Origin of the sequence: Stieleria neptunia, assembly GCF_007754155.1 — a bacterium.
Taxonomy (GTDB): Bacteria; Planctomycetota; Planctomycetia; order Pirellulales; family Pirellulaceae; genus Stieleria; species Stieleria neptunia.
Genome location: NZ_CP037423.1, coordinates 5,360,393 through 5,377,739, shown reverse-complemented (window position 1 = coordinate 5,377,739; position 17,347 = coordinate 5,360,393). Strand labels below are relative to the sequence as shown.

At 58.0% G+C, this 17,347-nt stretch carries 12 protein-coding genes; 4 read left to right on the top strand and 8 right to left on the bottom strand.

Features of this window, described 5'->3' with window-relative positions; genetic code table 11:
- Positions 1-5: 5 nt before the first annotated feature.
- Both Enr13x_RS39420 and Enr13x_RS18605 read right to left on the bottom strand, forming a co-directional pair.
- Positions 6-140, bottom strand: a complete 135-nt coding sequence (locus tag Enr13x_RS39420; protein WP_261344193.1) for a hypothetical protein — start codon at positions 138-140, stop codon at positions 6-8.
- A complete protein-coding gene (locus Enr13x_RS18605) occupies positions 128-2,077 on the bottom strand; it encodes a sulfatase (RefSeq protein WP_145388458.1) in 1,950 nt (649 codons plus the stop codon). Before Enr13x_RS18605 ends, Enr13x_RS39420 begins: the two co-directional genes overlap by 13 nt.
- Positions 2,078-2,287: 210 nt before the next feature.
- On the opposite strand from Enr13x_RS18605, the gene Enr13x_RS18600 reads away from it, so the two are divergent.
- Positions 2,288-2,677, top strand: coding sequence for a GxxExxY protein (locus tag Enr13x_RS18600; protein ID WP_145388457.1), 390 nt, complete (start codon positions 2,288-2,290; stop codon positions 2,675-2,677).
- Positions 2,678-2,945: 268 nt separating this feature from the next.
- Here Enr13x_RS18600 and Enr13x_RS18595 read toward each other — a convergent pair whose 3' ends face one another.
- The 4 genes from Enr13x_RS18595 to Enr13x_RS18580 all read right to left on the bottom strand — a co-directional run bounded on the left by Enr13x_RS18595 (position 2,946) and on the right by Enr13x_RS18580 (position 9,434).
- Positions 2,946-6,338 carry a glycoside hydrolase family 78 protein gene (locus tag Enr13x_RS18595; protein WP_145388456.1) on the bottom strand — a complete coding sequence of 1,131 codons (3,393 nt, stop codon included), beginning with the start codon at positions 6,336-6,338 and terminating at the stop codon, positions 2,946-2,948.
- Positions 6,339-6,418: 80 nt separating this feature from the next.
- Complete coding sequence (locus Enr13x_RS18590; RefSeq protein ID WP_145388455.1) at positions 6,419-6,616, bottom strand: hypothetical protein; 198 nt, start codon at positions 6,614-6,616, stop codon at positions 6,419-6,421.
- A gap of 19 nt (positions 6,617-6,635) precedes the next feature.
- Entirely contained in the window at positions 6,636-8,069 is a 1,434-nt protein-coding gene (locus tag Enr13x_RS18585) for a purine-cytosine permease family protein (RefSeq protein ID WP_145388454.1), read from the bottom strand.
- Between the two features lie 81 nt (positions 8,070-8,150).
- Entirely contained in the window at positions 8,151-9,434 is a 1,284-nt protein-coding gene (locus Enr13x_RS18580; protein ID WP_145388453.1) for an L-rhamnose isomerase, read from the bottom strand.
- Between the two features lie 211 nt (positions 9,435-9,645).
- Here Enr13x_RS18580 and Enr13x_RS18575 point away from each other — a divergent pair, with 211 nt between their 5' ends.
- On the top strand, positions 9,646-10,029 hold the full coding sequence (locus Enr13x_RS18575) for a hypothetical protein (protein WP_145388452.1): 384 nt from the start codon (positions 9,646-9,648) through the stop codon (positions 10,027-10,029).
- A 14-nt stretch (positions 10,030-10,043) separates the two neighbouring features.
- A complete protein-coding gene (locus Enr13x_RS18570) occupies positions 10,044-12,851 on the top strand; it encodes a DUF3592 domain-containing protein (RefSeq protein WP_145388451.1) in 2,808 nt (935 codons plus the stop codon).
- A 162-nt stretch (positions 12,852-13,013) separates the two neighbouring features.
- On the opposite strand, the gene Enr13x_RS39000 is transcribed toward Enr13x_RS18570, so the two are convergent.
- Complete coding sequence (locus Enr13x_RS39000) at positions 13,014-14,621, bottom strand: family 16 glycoside hydrolase (protein ID WP_145388450.1); 1,608 nt, start codon at positions 14,619-14,621, stop codon at positions 13,014-13,016.
- Positions 14,622-14,977: 356 nt separating this feature from the next.
- Here Enr13x_RS39000 and Enr13x_RS18560 point away from each other — a divergent pair, with 356 nt between their 5' ends.
- A complete protein-coding gene (locus Enr13x_RS18560) occupies positions 14,978-15,430 on the top strand; it encodes a DUF1810 domain-containing protein (RefSeq protein ID WP_145388449.1) in 453 nt (150 codons plus the stop codon).
- Between the two features lie 100 nt (positions 15,431-15,530).
- Here the strand turns inward: Enr13x_RS18560 and ggt are convergent, their stop codons facing one another.
- Positions 15,531-17,186, bottom strand: a complete 1,656-nt coding sequence (ggt, locus tag Enr13x_RS18555; RefSeq protein WP_197456141.1) for a gamma-glutamyltransferase — start codon at positions 17,184-17,186, stop codon at positions 15,531-15,533.
- Between the last annotated feature and the right edge of the window lie 161 nt (positions 17,187-17,347).

The following is a 17,347-nucleotide window of genomic DNA, read 5'->3' as shown; positions in this document are numbered from 1 at the left end:
GAAAATCAATGTTCTGCAGCAAACTGACGGATGGAATCCACGCCGGGGTTGCATGCGATCAGCCAGTGCCGATCCTCGGCAATCGGTTTGGTCTTCGAGGGAATCGAGTCGCATGAACGGAAAGCGTTCAGAATTTCCATCGGTAGACCTCCTCGCCGTCGTCGGTGGTCAGCCGGATGTTGGAAAGTCGAGCGCGACCTTTTGCCGTCGCCGGATCGATGCGGATTGCCAAGACGGGATTGTCGGCAGTCCATGAAATGCTGTACTCGTGTGCTTCGCCATCGTGGTGAACGTCAAAGTGCTTGGAGCGATCCGCTAAAAAAGGCGGAGCAACCCCCTGCTCCTGCCAGAAAATCTGTCCGTGGCCACCGGCTCGCGACGCCAGGCTGAACTTCAGCATCAGCGATTTCTCTTTGACAGGGTCAGGCAGCGTGAAGCTCAGGTACGGATCACCTCCGACGCTCGTCACGATCAGCGCCCCCTGTTCGAGCGTCAGTTCGCAGGTGCCGCCGGGCTTCCAGCCTGCGACGGGCTTTACGTTGCGCCGCGGCTTCTTTTGATTCGTTCCTGTGCCCTTCAACGCGGCCTTGCCGATTTGGTTCGGATCGTACTTGGCCGGATCAAATCTAGGATTCGGCAAGGGAAGTACCGCCCCCGTGTCCTTCAGGAACTCGTCGATCATCGCGTCCAGTCGGCGCACCCGTTCTGGGTGTACCTTCGCGAGATTGTTCCGTTCGCCGATGTCTTCTCGCAAATGAAAAAGCTTGTAGTCGTGTTTGCCGCCATCGCCGCCGAAGAAAACACGAATCAGTTTCCAGTCGCCCGCATGGACACTCACCGCCGGCGGCAGCCACTCGGGGATCCGCGGCGAGTGTGGGAAGTAAGTGAAAATCGCTTCTCGATCGAGCGACTTGCCGTCGAGTGCTGCAGTGATGCTGATCCCATCGAACGTCTGTTCCGGCTGCGCGTTGATTTCGAGCAACTCCAGCAGAGTCGGGTAGTAGTCGCTGGTTTGAATACGAGCGTCGCTTCGAGACCCGGCTTTGACATGCCCGGGATAGACCACGATGGCGGGGCCGCGGACTCCGCCTTCGTACATTGTGGCCTTGCCGCCACGAAGCGGAGCGTTGCTGGTCGCCGATGTACCGTCGACCTCGTTGTACATGTTTCCACCGTTGTCGGAAGCGAACACGATGATCGTGTTGTCGGCGATGCCAAGCCGGTCGAGCGTATCGAGCAACGTGCCGACGGCATCGTCCATGCTTTCGATCATGGCGGCATACGTTGGGCTGCGCTGCGGATCGTTCGGGTCGACCTGCTTGCGATACTTGTCGATCAGCGATTGCTTTGCATCGAAGGGCGCATGCACGCTGAACATCCAGTAGTTCAGGAAAAACGGTTCGTCTTTGTGCTGCTGAAGAAACGCTACGGCTTCTTTCGCCATCCGGTCTTCCAGATGCTGGTCGGGGACGTCCGGATCGTGGTCAAAGTCTTTGAACTTCCAAGGGGCAACATAACTGCCCGCCGGGCCTGGACCCGGATGATGAGGAACGTCCACGTTGAATCCGTGTTCAAGCGGCGAATAGGGTTCAGCACCCAGATGCCACTTTCCAAAGTGCCCCGTTGCATAGCCGTTGTCTTTGAACATCTCGGCGATCGTGTAGTAGTCTGTCTTCAACCGAGTCACCGGTTTGGGAATCGTCGCCTTTTGGTTGGCAGGGCCGGACGGCGTGGCCGTTGCCGCCAGGGTGACGATCGGCAAATGGCAATTCGGCGTCGTGATTCCATGTCGCGCGGGGCTCAGTCCGGTCAGAATGCTGGCTCGCGTGGGCGAACACAACGGACTGTCGGAGTAAGCGCGGGTGAACGTCATGCCGCGGGCGGCCAGACGCTTGATGTTCGGCGTCTTATAAAATGACGTCGTGCCATAAAGCGTCGTGTCGCTCCAGCCAAGATCATCGGCAAGAATAAAGACGACATTCGGTTTCGCTGACACGGTGGGAATCAGCGAGAGCCACGTTGCCAACGTGCATCCGAGCAAAGTCAGTAGCCGATCGTTCGCTGTGTTGTTTGTCATGTTCAAGGGGCACCATGAATTCAAGGATGTGGGGTGTATGATGCGACTCGGGAGGCTTGTTTCGTTTGGCAGTAGAATCGCGCTGCCGAAAAATTCCAATTCTCAAATAGAAACCGCTCGCGAAATTGTGGACAGCCCTTCGACAGATCGACAAGATTGGCCAAGTTGGGGTTTGGTCAATCGCCACAAAAAACACGAGAATGCACAAAAATGAGCTGGGGAAATATTAACGCACTGTGTGACATTGTCAGAGAAACAAGCTTTGCGATTCATAAGTACCACCGAAACGGTCACCTCGAAAAGGTTTATGAGAATGCGTTGGTTAATCGGCTTGGCAAGCAAGGTTTGAAGGTGCGGCAGCAGCATCCATTGACGGTTTACGATGAAGACGGAACGGTCCTGGGTGAATATTTCGCCGATCTATTCATAGAAGACTGCCTCATCGTCGAGCTCAAAGCATGCAAAGCGACGACCGACGAACACGTCGCGCAGATTCTTGGCTACCTTAAATCGTCCAGAATCGAAACCGGCCTACTGATCAATTTTGGTGCAGCAAAACTACAGGTGAAAAAGTATTTAATGACTGTTGATTTCCTTTAACGCTGCAGGAACTGCCATTCTTGCTGCGGGATTTTTGTGTTTTCTCGTGTTTTTTGTGGCTATCCATCTGTTCGCTTTCATCACTCGTCCGTACGCCGCGATGCTTAGGCTGTCCGGAAACGCCACCAATAGGGGCCGTCGTTCAGTGTTCCCGATGGCCTGCCGCCGACTTAACTAAGTCATGCGACATACCTCGTAATGTTGCAAGACAGCTTGGCGTCGAGGCAATGAAATCGGTTCGGAACAGAGTGCATCGAAGATCTGTGAATCACTGTGCGAGCTGATAGACAGAGATTGATTCGATCAGCATTTCGCCAACGTCGGCGTACCGGTCATAGGTTGCGAATGGATCGAAACGAATTTTGCCGACGCGCTGTTCTCCGGGAATCAAAAACAAGTAGGCGTTCAGCTGATCGGATTCTCGAAGCGTCCGTTTGCTTTGTTGCTGGCCGTTGAAACCTCGTCCGGGTTGTGCCCAGAAAAACTGACTGGTCGCGCCCCTTGCCGGCATCGCACGCAACTCAATGACCAGCTTTCCCGAGGCCGGCGTGCCAAGCCTTGCCGCCATCTGCGAATCCTCTCCAGTGGCAAGCAAAAATGCCTTGCCGCCTCGCTGGCGGATCTCGACACTTTTCCGCTCCGCCCACTTCGCCAGGTCTGACGGTTTCGTGAAATCCCATGACGCCAGCTTGGTCGCGTCGCTCAGGTCGATGCCGTTGGGATTGATCGAGTTGTCTTTGGGCTGCGATGTCTTCAGTGCGACGGATGCCGGAGCGATACCGCTGGTTGCAGAAAACTCGTAGCTGCCCGATGCGACCACCAGAACGGCGACGTTGGCATCACTGCGGAGGACACTCACGTGTCGATGTCCCTTGAGAGGGTTGCCACTCTCCGTGATGCTGCCCGTGTCACTGGTCGGAAGGTAAACCGTCGCCGTTGTATTGGCAGGGACTGAAACGCTCAGGTGGAAACGGCCATCGGCCAGTTTCCAATCGCTGCGGATCGTGCCTCGGATCGACTGGTAGGAAGCACGCACCCAGTGGATCGGCTCGTGCATCGCATTGCTGCCCGGTGACGGTGGCGTCGGGCGAATGATGATTTTTTTGAATCCCGGCCCGTCCGATTGAATCCCTGCCAAGGTGGCAAACATCCATTCGCATACCGCACCAAACGCATAGTGAGAAAATGAATTCATCGCGGCGTTGTGTCGGCCGAACGCATCTTCTTTGGTATAGCTGTCCCAGCGTTCCCAGATTGTCGTCGCTCCATTAGCGATTTCGTAACCCCAGGAAGGGAACTCTCGCGATTGCAGCAGGAACGTCGCCAAGTCATGCTGGCCGGAGGCCGAAAGAACTGGCAACAGGGGACGGGTGCCGAGAAACCCAGTTGCCATGTGGTTGCCATTTTCGCCAAGCATCGTCGCAAGATGTTGTCCGGTCGACGCACGTTGATCTTGAGGGACTAGATCGGCGAACAAAGCAAGGGCATGAGCGGTTTGCGTGTTGACATTGATGCTGCCGTCGTCGTTCAGATACTTCGCCTGGAAGGCGGCTTTCGTCTTTTCAAACTGCGTTCGGTATGCTTGTGCCTCGGACTGTCTTCCCGTGGCGTCGGCCATCTCGGACATCATCCGGGCGGAAATCGCATAATAAATCGTGTCGATATAGTCGAGCGGCGTTTCGGCACCTTGGGCAAGCCAATCGCCCCAGGCGTTTCCGTGCGTGATGCCAAGATCGCCGACGCTGGTTCGCTTGCGCCAACGCATGAACCGTGTCATCGGCTGCCAACAATCATCGATCACTCGTGTGTCGCCGTAGAACTGCCAGATCGTCCACGGACAAATGACACCCGCATCCGCCCAGGCCGTACCGAAATCCCAGCCATGCTGGAACGGAAACGGCGCGTAGCCGGGGAACGCACCGCTGGGACGCTGCGATTCCATCAACTCGCGCAACCACTTTGTATAAAACGCACCGATGTCCGCATTGTAGGCCGCGGTCGCCACGTAAGCCTGTGCGTCACCGGTCCAACCCATCCGCTCGTCACGCTGCGGGCAGTCCGTGGGCAGATCCAGGAAATTGGAACGCTGCGTCCAAACGACGTTTTTGAAGAGCTGATTGACCATTGGGTCGCTGCACTCAAACTCGCTGGTCAACGGCGTGTCACTGTGCAGCACCAGCCCGGTAACGGTATCCAGCGATGGCTGGCCCGGAAAGTTGGCGACTTCGACAAACTGAAATCCATGAAAGGTAAACCGTGGGACGTAGATTTCGCCGTCGGGATCGCCGTTGCAGGTGTAAAAGTCGGTCGCGCGGGCTTTCCGCAGGTTCTCAGTCATCAGCCGACCATCCGGATGCAGCATTTCACCGTAGCGAATCTGGATCCGTTGGCCGGTTTCGCCTTTGACCTTCAGCCGAATCGTGCCCGCGAAATTCTGTTTGAGATCGAACACGAACGTCCCCGGCTCACGCTCCGTGACGTGCTTGGCCGGAATCTCTTCCGTCACCCGAACGGGCACACCGGGGAAGGCTTCCAGTTTGGGACGCTTGAAGCCGAGGTCCCGTTGGGCACCCAGATTCTTCACACCCCCGCCCGGCTTCGTCGGGTTACGACGCTGAAAAAACGTTGCGGATTGGCTGCCGTTGTCTATGGCAAGGATTGCCGACTGCCAGCGACTGTCATCAAATCCGGCCGTCGCCCATCCATCCAGTTCTTTTCGAGCGTCATAGGATTCGCCCATCAGCAAGTCGGCTTCTTGAATCGGTCCATCGCCGGTGACCTTCCAGGTCTCATCGGTCGCGATGACTTGTCTTGTCCCGTCGGTGTACTCGATTTCCAGTTGCGACATCAGCGCGGGCGTTTTGCCGTACGTTGCGCGACCGGTCTTCTCCGTTCCCATTCCCGTCAGCAAGCCGAAGCCGACATAGCCGCTGTACCAGCCGTCGGCGACCCAGGCGCCGATCGCGTTGTCACCGGATTGAACCAAGTTGGTGACGTCGTAGGTGTTGTAATAGGCACGTTGTCGGTAGTCGGTCCAACCGGGGGCAAACAAGGCATCGCCGACGCGGGTACCGTTGAGATGCAATTCATAGATGCCGAGTGCGGTTGCGTAGATCGTCGCACGCTTGACTTGTTTGGTCGCGGAAAATTCTCTGCGATATTGTCTTGCCGCAGGAAGGTGAAGCTCTTTGACGTCCTTGTGGATCGGGAAATCATCGCGAAAACTGATGTATTGGGCGGACCAATCCGAGTCGTCCAACAGTCCCATCGACCACGAAGCTGGTTTGCCGGTCGTCGGAGTGGATTCATCGGGGGCCCACACCTGCACCGTCCAAAAACACTGCTGGCGACTCTCAAGCGGCTGTCCTGCATATTCAACGAAGAGCGTCTGATCGGAAGCCACTTTTCCCGAGTCCCAAAGATCCCCGATGTTATCCGCGAGGTTTTCGGCGGTGGATGCCACGGTGACACGGTAGGCTGACTGCGTTTGACCACGTTCGCTGGATGCGATTTGCCAGCTCAGACGCGGCGTGGTGATGTCAATCCCCACAGGGTTCTCGACGTATTCGCACCGCAGCTGCACGGGTTCGATCGCGCTGACATGGATTGTCAAGCAAACGGTGACGAGCGATGACGCGATGAAAGTTGCAAAGGACTTCAATTTCCCACCAATCAGTAGAGTTTGCGTTCGGATGGATCTGAGTGAATGGACCGCGAGGAATCCCGGTCGTCGACGAATCCTTAGATCTCGACCTGGTTGGCGTCGACCGGCAACTTACGACTCATCCACAGGGGCGTGGAAATGAACCATCCGATCGTCCCGGCCAACGCGGCCCACTTCACGGCATCGAGTTCGATCGCGCCGAGGAAATACAGCAGGCAGGGGAAGACAACGAGACCGAGGGTGATCAGCGAGATAACTTTGGCGATTTTGTCCATGGTATGACTCTGTGACGTTTTAAGAGGATGCGGTTGCTTGAGAATCACTCGATGCTTTCTGCGTGAACTTACTGAGAACGATGTACAGCGCTCCGCAAGCGATCCAGCAGGGAATCACCGCGTAAGCGGCAAACACGCCCTGCTGAAAAATCAGATACAGACCAACTGCGACGGGAAGCAGCCACGCGATCATCACGGCAAGGTTGATTTTCGTTCCGCTGTGGGTGGCGTACTCGTTTTGCAGACCAAACTTTTTCATCAGATAAAAGTCGACGAAGATCACCCCTCCCATCGGACCGAGCACGGTTCCGTAGGTGCCCACGAAATCAAGCAGCTTCGCCGACAGATTGGGAAAGGCACCCGCAATCGTGGCAACCGCCCCCGCAACCAACGTCATCGCGGTCCGCGAACTGTTCGGCAAGATGCCTTGGAAGGCAAGTCCGGCGCGATAGATCGTCGGGTTAGCGGTCGTCCAACCGGCGATCACGACGCAGATGATGCCGGCCCAGCCGAGTGATTGAAACGCCAGCAGGCCGGGGTTTGCGGTGACCTTGCCGTCGGCACCGAGTGCCAGGCTGGGTTGAAGTTTGATCAGGGCCGCCAACAACAACCCGGCAGAGATCCAGGCCATGTAGTGGCCCAGGAACATTCCGATGGCAGGTGCCCAGCCCGATGCCTTGGATTTTGCGAATCGGAAGATGGACAGATCCGCCATCCCGAAGTGCATCGCTCCGTTGCACAGCCAAGCGAACACAACGATCTGCCAAAAACCGAACGTTTGTGGCCCGTTCTTTTCCTGCACGAAAGCGATCGCGTCGGACCAGAACTGGCCTTCCGAAAGCGCGGCCATGCTGGTTGCGTCCATCTGCCCGAGCGACACAATTCCGCAAGCGGCAAACACCGCGATCATCCAAGGTGCGGCGATATTGGCGACCCGAGCGACACGCTCGTAGCCACCGGCTGCAACCGTCGCGATGACCACACCAACAATCGCCACCAGCACCGTGAACGACGGATTGCTCATGCCGAACATGTTCGCCGGAACATCAAAGGTGATGCCGAAGGGGACTCCCACCGCGGACGCCGAGACGGTGACCATCGCACCGGCAAGAAAGCAAAACAGCAGGCCATTGACCAGGTTGTAAAACTTGACCAGCGAACCACCGGCGATGCGTTCCAGTTGGTAGTACAACGTCATCCGTTTCGCCATCGCAATCGGCACGACCAGGAATCGCCACGTCAACACCGCCAGCATGTTGCCCAGTAGCAGTCCGAGAATCAGGTCGGACAAACTTGCCCCGGCCGCCAGAAACAGCGGTCCGATCATGAACTCCGTTCCCGCGGCGTGTTCGCCCGCATACATCCCCCAAAACTTGCCGCTCCCCAGTAATGCCGAATCCGGCACCGGTTCGCGTTCAAATTCTCCGCCCGAATTTGAAGTTTCTTCGCTCATGGAATTTCCTGGTTAGTGCTTCGTTTAAGTTAGGGTTTCCGGGTTGAGTTGATCGAGCGGAAACGGTTGCTGAGGCCCTGTTTATCCCGCAACCGATTCTTGGCTACGACGAGACGTGACCGCGGTTTCGTATTGCCGAACCTTTTCAAGCCACTCCGCACCAACGGGAACGCCCATTGACTCACAGTAGTGGTCCCAAACCGCTCCCAGTGGCATCGTCTTCTGTTCTTCCATCAACGCCAGCCGAGCGGTCAAGTCGCCGTCTCGCTCCAACTGCTGAAGCGTCTCGGTCGGTTCAAGCAGCGCCGCAAGCAGGGCTTTGAGCGCATTGCGAGTGCCGATCGCCCAAGCGGCGACACGGTTGATACTGGCATCAAAGAAATCTAATCCAATGTGGACCCTGCTGAGATAATCGCCGCGAACGATTTCCTGCATGATCGCCTGCAGTTCATCGTTGTAGGTGACGACGTGATCGCTGTCCCATCGCACTCCACGGCTGACGTGCAGCAACAACTCGGGCACATACATCAACGCTGAGGAAATTTTGTCCGAGATGACTTCGGTCGGATGAAAGTGCCCCGCATCCAAGCACAGCACTTTGTCCCGCGAAATGGCATAGCCCATGTAGAACTCGTGCGAACCGACGACGTAACTCTCACTTCCGATCCCGAACAGCTTACATTCGACCGCGTCCAATGTTTGGTCTCGTGGCAGGTCTTCGGCAAAGATCGCGTCGAGCGATGCCGCCAATCGTTCCCGTGGCGCTTTTCGACTGGCGGGGGTATCTTTGAAACCGTCTGGCACCCAAAAGTTGTTGACGCAGGCATTGCTTTGCGCTGCTCCCATTGCCGCCGCGATCTTGCGACAAGCGATTCCATGATCGATCCAGAACTGGCGAATCCCGGCATCCCGATGCGCCAACGTGAATCCGTCCGATGCTTTGGGATGTGAGAAGTAGCTCGGGTTGAAGTCCAGTTTGATGCCGCGGTCGCCCGTCCAATCGATCCAGCCTTGGAAGTGTTCGACATCGATTTCATCACGATCCACCGGCCCGTTGAATTCCCCGTAGATCGCGTGCAAATTCAAGCGGTGTTTTCCGGGGATCAAGGAGTAGGCGAGTTCCAGGTCGCCACGCAACTCATCGGCCGTTCGGGCGCGGCCGGGATAGTTTCCGGTAACGGCCAGCCCATCGCCGAGCGATCCCGCATCACCTTCGAAACCGGCGACATCATCACCTTGCCAGCAGTGAACTGAAATCGAGATTTCTGCAAGTCGTTGGAGTGCAGCTTGCACGTCAACTCCGAGAGCCTGGTACTGCTCCGACGCCAACTCGAACGCGGCAGCAACCTTCGTCGCATCGCTCATGATTTCATCCTTTGGGGCTCGATTTATCTGACAAGATACGCGTTGATGGCCCCCAGTTTACCATTGCGAGAAAACCCAAACCTTGAGGATCCGCCCGCCGACTAGCACAATAGTCCCAGCGTGGAATGTTGGTCCGCCGATACGGTAGAATGCAATCAGGATGTCTGATGTGCGGCATCAAGATCGCAATGGAACCGGGAGAAAGAAGCGGATGAGCGAGATCAAGGTGAGCGTCGTCTGTTGTGAGGACAGCGCAGCGAAACGATCGCAGATTGTGGAAACGACAGTCGATGCATCGTGGTTGTCCGATCGATTGATTGAATCGGCCGAGCAGGAAGTCGCTGCAGACGAAGCGAGAGGGTTGCACAACGGCGCGCTCCATCCCGAGCACGGCGCGGTGACGTATTTGCAGGAAGTCAAAGAGGGCGGATTCTCGGTCTTGGTGGGCGATCCGGAGAATTTGCAAGAGACATTCTTCGGCGTCGGTTCGTTCGTGGCGTTTATCGATACGGAAGGGCCTGGCCACGCTTCCAAAGTCGGCCCAGAGGGAGTCAAACGGACATTTCGATTGCTGAAGGGGCACGTTGACGTCTGAGTGGAAACGATGCGATGAGCCGAACCGCCGAATCGTCCGCCGCCAAACCAATTCTGTGGTGCCTGATCTTTGTCGGAGCGTGGTTTGCGGTTTCCGGCTTGGCGTCGTTTGTGGTGCAATGGAGAGCGTCCAGATGGCCGACGGTGGAAGGGGCGATTCGCCGCGCCGAAGTGGTCCCCGGAAAGGACTACTACTTTGTTCGGCTGGAATATGCATTCACCGTCGACGGTGTGGAGTACACCAGTGACGACGTCTATTTGAATTCTGGCATCGGCGGTATCTCGGTCGCCAGCGAAACGATGGGGGCGAAAACGCAAGCCTCCGCGGAGAGGCTCCGCGAGAACTACCCGGTCGGCAAGTCGGTGAAGGTCTACTATCAGCCCCAGAATCCCAGCCGCTCGGCATTGGTGATCGAAACGACCGGGATTCTGGTGATCGGCTTGTTCGGGTTGGTCCTCGCGGCGATCGCCTTCGTGCCGCTCAAGTTTCCCAAGCTGTTTCAATCGACGCGCGAGCGAGTCGACAGTGACGACCGGGATCGCTGGGATTCTGTTCCCGTTATCTACAACGCGGCTGTGTTCGATCGGCTCCAAGAGAAATTTGGAAAGGACGATACGGCGAGTTCATTCCATTCGGGATCGATCCTGGATGCGTCGGAAATCGAACTCGTCCATTGGCAACCAGGCGATCGCGTGCAATGGAAGCGTTGTGATGGCGGCCTGCTCTCGCGCGCGCCCGTCTACCTGACGTGCATCGATTGGCAACAGCAAAGGTTGGTGGTTGGAAACGAGGGCGAAACCGAGTCGATTCCGTTTTCTGAGATCAACGAACTGCGTCTCGGTGGACTACGTGAAAAACGCAGCAGCGGTGGCAAGAATTCACAACGCTACGAAGCTTGGGATGTGTGGCTGGATGTGATCGTCGGTGCCCGACGGATCCGATTGGCCAGCCAAGGCGATTATCGTGATCCCGATCGGGCGTTTTGCCAAGCGTTGCGGCCGGCGGCGCCACTGGCGGTCAGCTTGGGCCGACAACTGCGTTGGGTGGGGTTCGACGGCCATACAACGTATCGACCGCCCCGATTCGTCCCGGGGATTGAGATCGCCGACCTGGAACGGCGCGACGCGGACCAGACGGTTCATCGCACCGAAGCAACGGACGATGCGTTGTCCATCGACGCGGAAACGCCCAGTGATCAGAATCTGGCGATGGTGCAAAACCAATGGCGACCATTGTACAAGCCGCCCAAGACGAAGATCTCCATGCAGCGTTCGGATGACTTTCTTCATGTCGCGTTGCCGCGGCAGTTTCGATCTTCTGACCTGCAAGGTTTGGGTGTGGCCGTGCTGGTGGGCGGATTCATTGCGATGATTTCTCCGGCCGCATTTCGCGATCCCGAACCGGGCCCGCGAATCTTTGTCGGCGTGTTGTGTCTGATTCCCCTGACCGTGCTGATTTATGCGATCACCCGATGGGCGAAATCGGGGGTGATTGACGTGACAGGAAATCGACTGGCCGTCACCGTGCGGGGGCTGTTGCGATCCAAACGCCGTCAGTGGTCAATCGGTGAGCTCTTGACGGTCAGCGTCGTTCCCTGCGGCCAAGAGCGAAGTGGATTGCCGATCGAAGAGTTGGTGGTCATCTCCGTCGACGGAACCTACGAGCGTTACTTCAAGCGATTCAGCAATCGTGAACTCGCGTGGATCGCGGGTTCCATCCGTCAGTTTCTCGCCTTCCCCGAGCCGCCCGCGATCACGCAGACCGATCCAGACAAAGCGGTGCTGGAAATCTCGCGCGGGTTGATCCAATCCCAGCAGCAGGTGATGGAAGACGCGCTGCAGGAAATGAAACGCCAGGCCCGCCGTGTCCACGAAGGACTTGAGCAGCGCGATGCGATCCTTCAGACCGATGACGTCGAAACGGTGATGCCGGACATCGCCGATGAGATCGTGGACCGATTCGATCGGGCGTCGCGCGCTCCAACGGACGCCGTTCGCGCCGAGTTCGGTCTGATCGATTTTGACGTTTGGGATCCGGGAAATTTGATTCGGTACCGAAACACCACCCTGGATCCGAAGGAGAATCTCACCCATGCGCTGATCAGCGGTGTGGGATATGCGTTCGTTTTGCTGTTCGTCGTTCCCTTTGCGATCCCGATCCTGGGGGCGATTGTGTTGATCCCGATCGACCTGATGGGGTCAAGGCGATGGCATTTCGTGGTCACCGACATGATGGCGTTCGGCGGCGGGCTGCTGTATTGGATCGCCACGCTGTCATTGCTGACGGTCGCCTGGACCTATCTGAAACTGGCTGCCGGATTCGCGCCACGAGAAATCGAATTGGACTGGAAACATCGACGATTGACGATTCGAGACGGGCGCGGCGAGCAGAGTTACAGTTTCCAAGAGATTCGACGACTGAACCTGCGCGAGGCTCGACGTCCCAGCGCGAAGAAAAACTACTCGCTGTTTCGCGTGGAAGCGCAGTTGCCCGGACGCTCGGTGATTTTGTTGGAGGCGGATGAAGCGGATGAAATCGTCGGATTGGCGGTGCCGGAGATGCCATCGCAACAGCGCGTGCGGCTGTTGGCAGAAGAGATCGCGTCACACCTGGACGTCGGCATCGATCAAGCAGAACCGGTGACGGACCGATTCAATGCCGTCGGCTATCCCGGCGAGGCACAGCTGACGGATGTTTTTCGTCTGTGGCGAAACGTCGGTGGGCGCACGCGATTACAAATCTTCCTTGCCCTCGCGGCGATCCTGCTGTTCTGGATCTTTCGGATCGTGCGCAGCTATCAGGCCAATGCGGATGTCGGGTGACTGGCGAACGCTCGTTCCCGGATTCTGTTCTACGCAGTGAACGATTTGTTAGCGGCAGGGCGCGAGCCCTCCGGTCTTTCACGGTGCAACCGGACGGCTCGCGCCGTTCCGCGATTACGCTATTCCACTTCCGCTTTTTGAGCGGCTGCGAGATCGCCGTGTTTACTCGCCTTTCAGCTTCCAAATCAAATAGTCGCTGGTCGTTTCGTGTCGCACGTTTTCCGCTCCCGGGTAGACCAGCTCACACTCGACGCCGACGTTGCGGCAGTGCTGTTGCAGTTGCACGCCGAAGTTTGCCGTGTGCGTGGGATCTTTGGCGGGTTTACCCATGGCGGGCGGGCCGCTGTAGAGCAAATGCACCGGCGGGTCATCATCGCTGACCAGGGCGTAGGGCGAATACTCGGCGATCCATGGCAAGATCGAGTCACGCTGGGCGAGGAATTCGTCAAACTGTGAAAGTTTTTTTTCCGCATCGCCGGTGAATCCAAACGCGTGGCCCCCGTAGCGGCTGTTGGGAGTCCAGGTTTTCATTTGCAGCGGGTCGAGCGTGGTTTGTGCTCCGCGAACGGCCGCGCAGGTCAGTCGCGTCGATTGGCGTGCGATCGGATCGTCGCTGGACGGATCCGCCATGTCGCCATGAAACGCCAGCCACAAGCTGGAGCATGCCCCGGCGGAGCCACCGGAGGCGCCGATGCGGTTGGGGTCGATGTTCCATTGGTCGGCCTTGCTGCGGACGAACTGCAGCGCGCGGGCGGCGTCGTGCAGCGGCCCCTTGACCGGCGGGACCACGCCATCGACCGTCGCTTCGGGGATGAAGCGATACTCGACCGAGACGACAGAGATGCCCGCATCGAGCATCTCGGGCAGCAGATTCACCAGACCGCTCATCCGACCGCCGGCCATCCAGCCGCCGCCGTGGATGAAGAACAGCAACGGTGTCGGCGCGTCGGACTGTGCTTTCCAAAAGTGCAACTTCTGTTTGTGATGGGGACCGTAGGCGACGTCAAACTCGGTGGGATTGGGCAGCAGCGGACGGGACGCCAAATATCGTTCTGCTTCCTGTTCATTGATCTCGCGAACAAAAATGTTGCGCCAGCGAATTTCGCCGCCGTGTGTTTGCAGCATGATCGGACCGGTCGACGGCAGCGGCAGCGCGCGGTCCCAGTAGTTTTCCATCACCGTGCCGTCGACGACCAGGCGATTGTTGAGCCAGACCCACGTGCGGTCGCCGATCTGGCGAATCTTGAATTGGTTCCATTGTCCGAACGGCCGATCCGCTTTCACCATCGGGTCGCGGCCCAATGTATTCGGGTTGTTGTTGAATAGGCCTCCGGAACCGAGATGCGGACGGCGGGTGGGACGCTTGGCGTCGAAAACTTGATTGGCGTCCCAGATCTGGACCTGTGGCGTGCCACGCAGATAGATGCCGCTGTCCGCTGACGGAACCGTTTTGTATTCCAGCAACAGTTCGATGTCGCCAAATTCCTGGTCGGTCGTCGCGTACGCTCCATGGCCGTCGTTGACCAGTTCACCGTTTTCCACCCGCCAGTGATTGCCGAATTCACGCTGTTGTTCGGCGAGTTTTGCTTCCTTTTTTTCGCCCGTCAGCTTCACCACTTGGTGGGGATTCAAACCGTGCCATCCGGACAAATCGGTGCCGTTAAAGATCGCTCGAAAACCTTCGGGCGGCTTCGGTTCGGCGGCCGTGGCGAGGGGGATCAGTTGCAGAAACACAAACAGGGCGAAACAGCGCGCAGCGACACGAGACATGGTGAGCTCTCTGGAGGGGATGGGGTGGGAAGAGGACGATTGTAACCCGACCGGGGTCGGAAGGCTCGGCTCCAATGCCGTAAAATGGTGGCGGACTGGCCGACCTTGGGCTCATGGGGGTGGGTTAGGCTTTCAGCCTGTCATTTCGTTACCGTTTGCCATCAGCTGCGAGCGCGGACGGCCTATCGATTGACTGAGCCATGACGCGTAAGCGGCCGGGCATCCTGGCGCCCGCCCGAGGCCTTACGGCCAGCGGCTCACCATTGTCGCAGCAGTTCCCGATTCAATCGACAGGCCGGCGGAGCCACCTGCGTCGTTTTGGATTCAACAATTTTCCAGCAGCGATTTTGCCAATCATGCAAACCTCACCCCCCCACGCCAACGATGACCCGTTTGATTTGGCACGCTTTGTTTCCGCACAGCGTGACTGCTACGAACAGGCTTTGTCCGAAATCGAATGCGGTCAAAAACGCACCCATTGGATGTGGTTTGTCTTTCCACAACTTCGTGGCCTGGGCTTTAGTTCGACGGCCAGGTTGTACGGGATCAGCGGAATCGACGAAGCCCGTGCCTATCTGGCCCATCCCGTGTTGGGGACGCGACTGATGGATTGCTGCGAAGCGATGCTGTCGGTACCCGATCGCACGGCGGCGGAGATCTTGGGGCCACCCGATGATTTAAAACTGCGTTCTTGTGCGACTTTGTTCGCGTCGATTGCGGGGGAGGATTCGGTGTTCCAGCGAATCCTCGACCGGTTCTTTGATGGAAAGTCAGACCAACGTACGTTGCATCTGCTGGGCAACGCGTAACGCTGGTTGATCTCACAGCCGCCGTCGGGAAAAGTCGCCACGAGGTTTGGTAAGCCGACGTGACGGCCGAACAGGGGGTGACCGAGAATGGGTTGCGACCTCAATCCGCGTTCCCGCCCGGTGCGATCGCGGCCCCGTATCGATAGTCGGCGGCCCCGATAAAGCTGCCATCGGAAACCAGAATCGTGTTGGCGTCACCCTGGCTGTTCGTGTCAACGATGGTGTGCCCGAGTTGGCGAAGTTGTTCGACCAACCGGGCGTGTTCGGGATCGTCGGCCCCCATGAATCGGACTCGATCGGGAAACCACTCGTGATCGGTGCGGGGGGCGTCGACGGCCTCGCGCGCGGACATCCCGAATTCCAAGACGTTCAACGTGACGCAGAACACAGTATTGATGATCGTCCTACCACCGGGGCTGCCGGTGATCAGGTACGGTTTGCCATCTTTCAGCACAATCGTCGGCGTCATCGAACTGAGCATCCGTTTTTGTGGGCGAACTTCGTTGGCCACCGTTCCGATCGAGCCTTTCGTATCGGTCACCCCTGGACGGCGGTTGAAGTCACCCATTTCGTTGTTCAGCAGAAAACCCGCGCCGCGGACGACGATGCCGCTGCCATAGCTGGCTTCCAACGTGTACGTGTTGCTGACGGCCATGCCATCACGATCGATCACAGAAAAGTGCGTGGTCTGGGGACTCTCGTCCGGTTCGGTCAGTGGCGGCCCCAACAGATGACTGGGCGTGGCTTGGTCCATGTCGATCGTGCCGGCCATGTATTTGGCGAAATCGACACTTGTTAGATGCTTTGGGATGTGGGCAAAGTCGGGATCACCCAGGTACATGGCGCGGTTGGCGTACGCCCGCCGCATCGCTTCGATCATCACGTGGTTGGTCTTCACCGACCATCGGCCCCAGCGGCGGAGATCAAATTGTGCGGCGATCCCCAGCATCTGCGAAAGCGTGATCCCGCCGCTGCTCGGTGGTGGAGGCCCGAGGACTTCGTAGCCGCGAAATCGGCATCGGGTCGGCTGGCGAACGCGGGCACGGTACCGCAGCAGATCGTCGGTTGAAATCAAACCCCCGCCGGCCTTCATTTCCGTCGCGATCAATTCCGCTGTCTTCCCGGCATAAAAACCGCTGGGCCCATCATCCGCGATCCGCTGCAGCGTCGCCGCCAGATCGGAGAGCACGATTCGGTCACCGACCGCCCAATCCGATCCATCGGGTTTGCCATAAACGCGGCGGAATTCATCGTTGGTGCTGCGACCCAATTCTCGGTTCAGCTCTGCCGCCAAGCCCACGTGGATCTCAAATCCGTCGCGGGACAGCGCGACCGCGGGCGTGACCAGGGCGCGCCACGCCAGTGATCCATACAGCTCGTGAGCCAACTTCATCCCGCGGACCGTACCGGGAACGCCGACGTAGGGATGCGTGTGCGTGTCGTTGTTGTCGACAAACATCTCGCGCTCTGCCGCAAGCGGTGCCTTTTCACGATAATCGATCATCAGCGGCGGGCTGCCGTCGCCGGGGTAAACCAGCATGAACCCACCACCGCCGAGATTCCCCGCCGAAGGATGCGTCACGGCGAGTGCGAAGGCGGTCGCGATTGCTGAATCGACCGCCGTGCCGCCCTGCTGCAAAATCTCCGCGCCGACCGCCGCCGCATCCGGCGACACGGCGACCACCATTCCGTCGCGGCTTTCCGCATCGCGAAGTGCTTGCCCAAACGCCGGCGAACCTTCAACGGCGAAACCCACGATAACAATCAACCATCCCAACTGGCAAACTCGCTGCACGTCTCCACCTCTCCAAAGTACGTCCGTCATTGACCGTCGCTAAACTATAACAGCACGGCGGGCGATCGGCCTGTCGATTTAGTCGATCTTGCCAGATCGATGCGATGCTCCCAGACAACGAC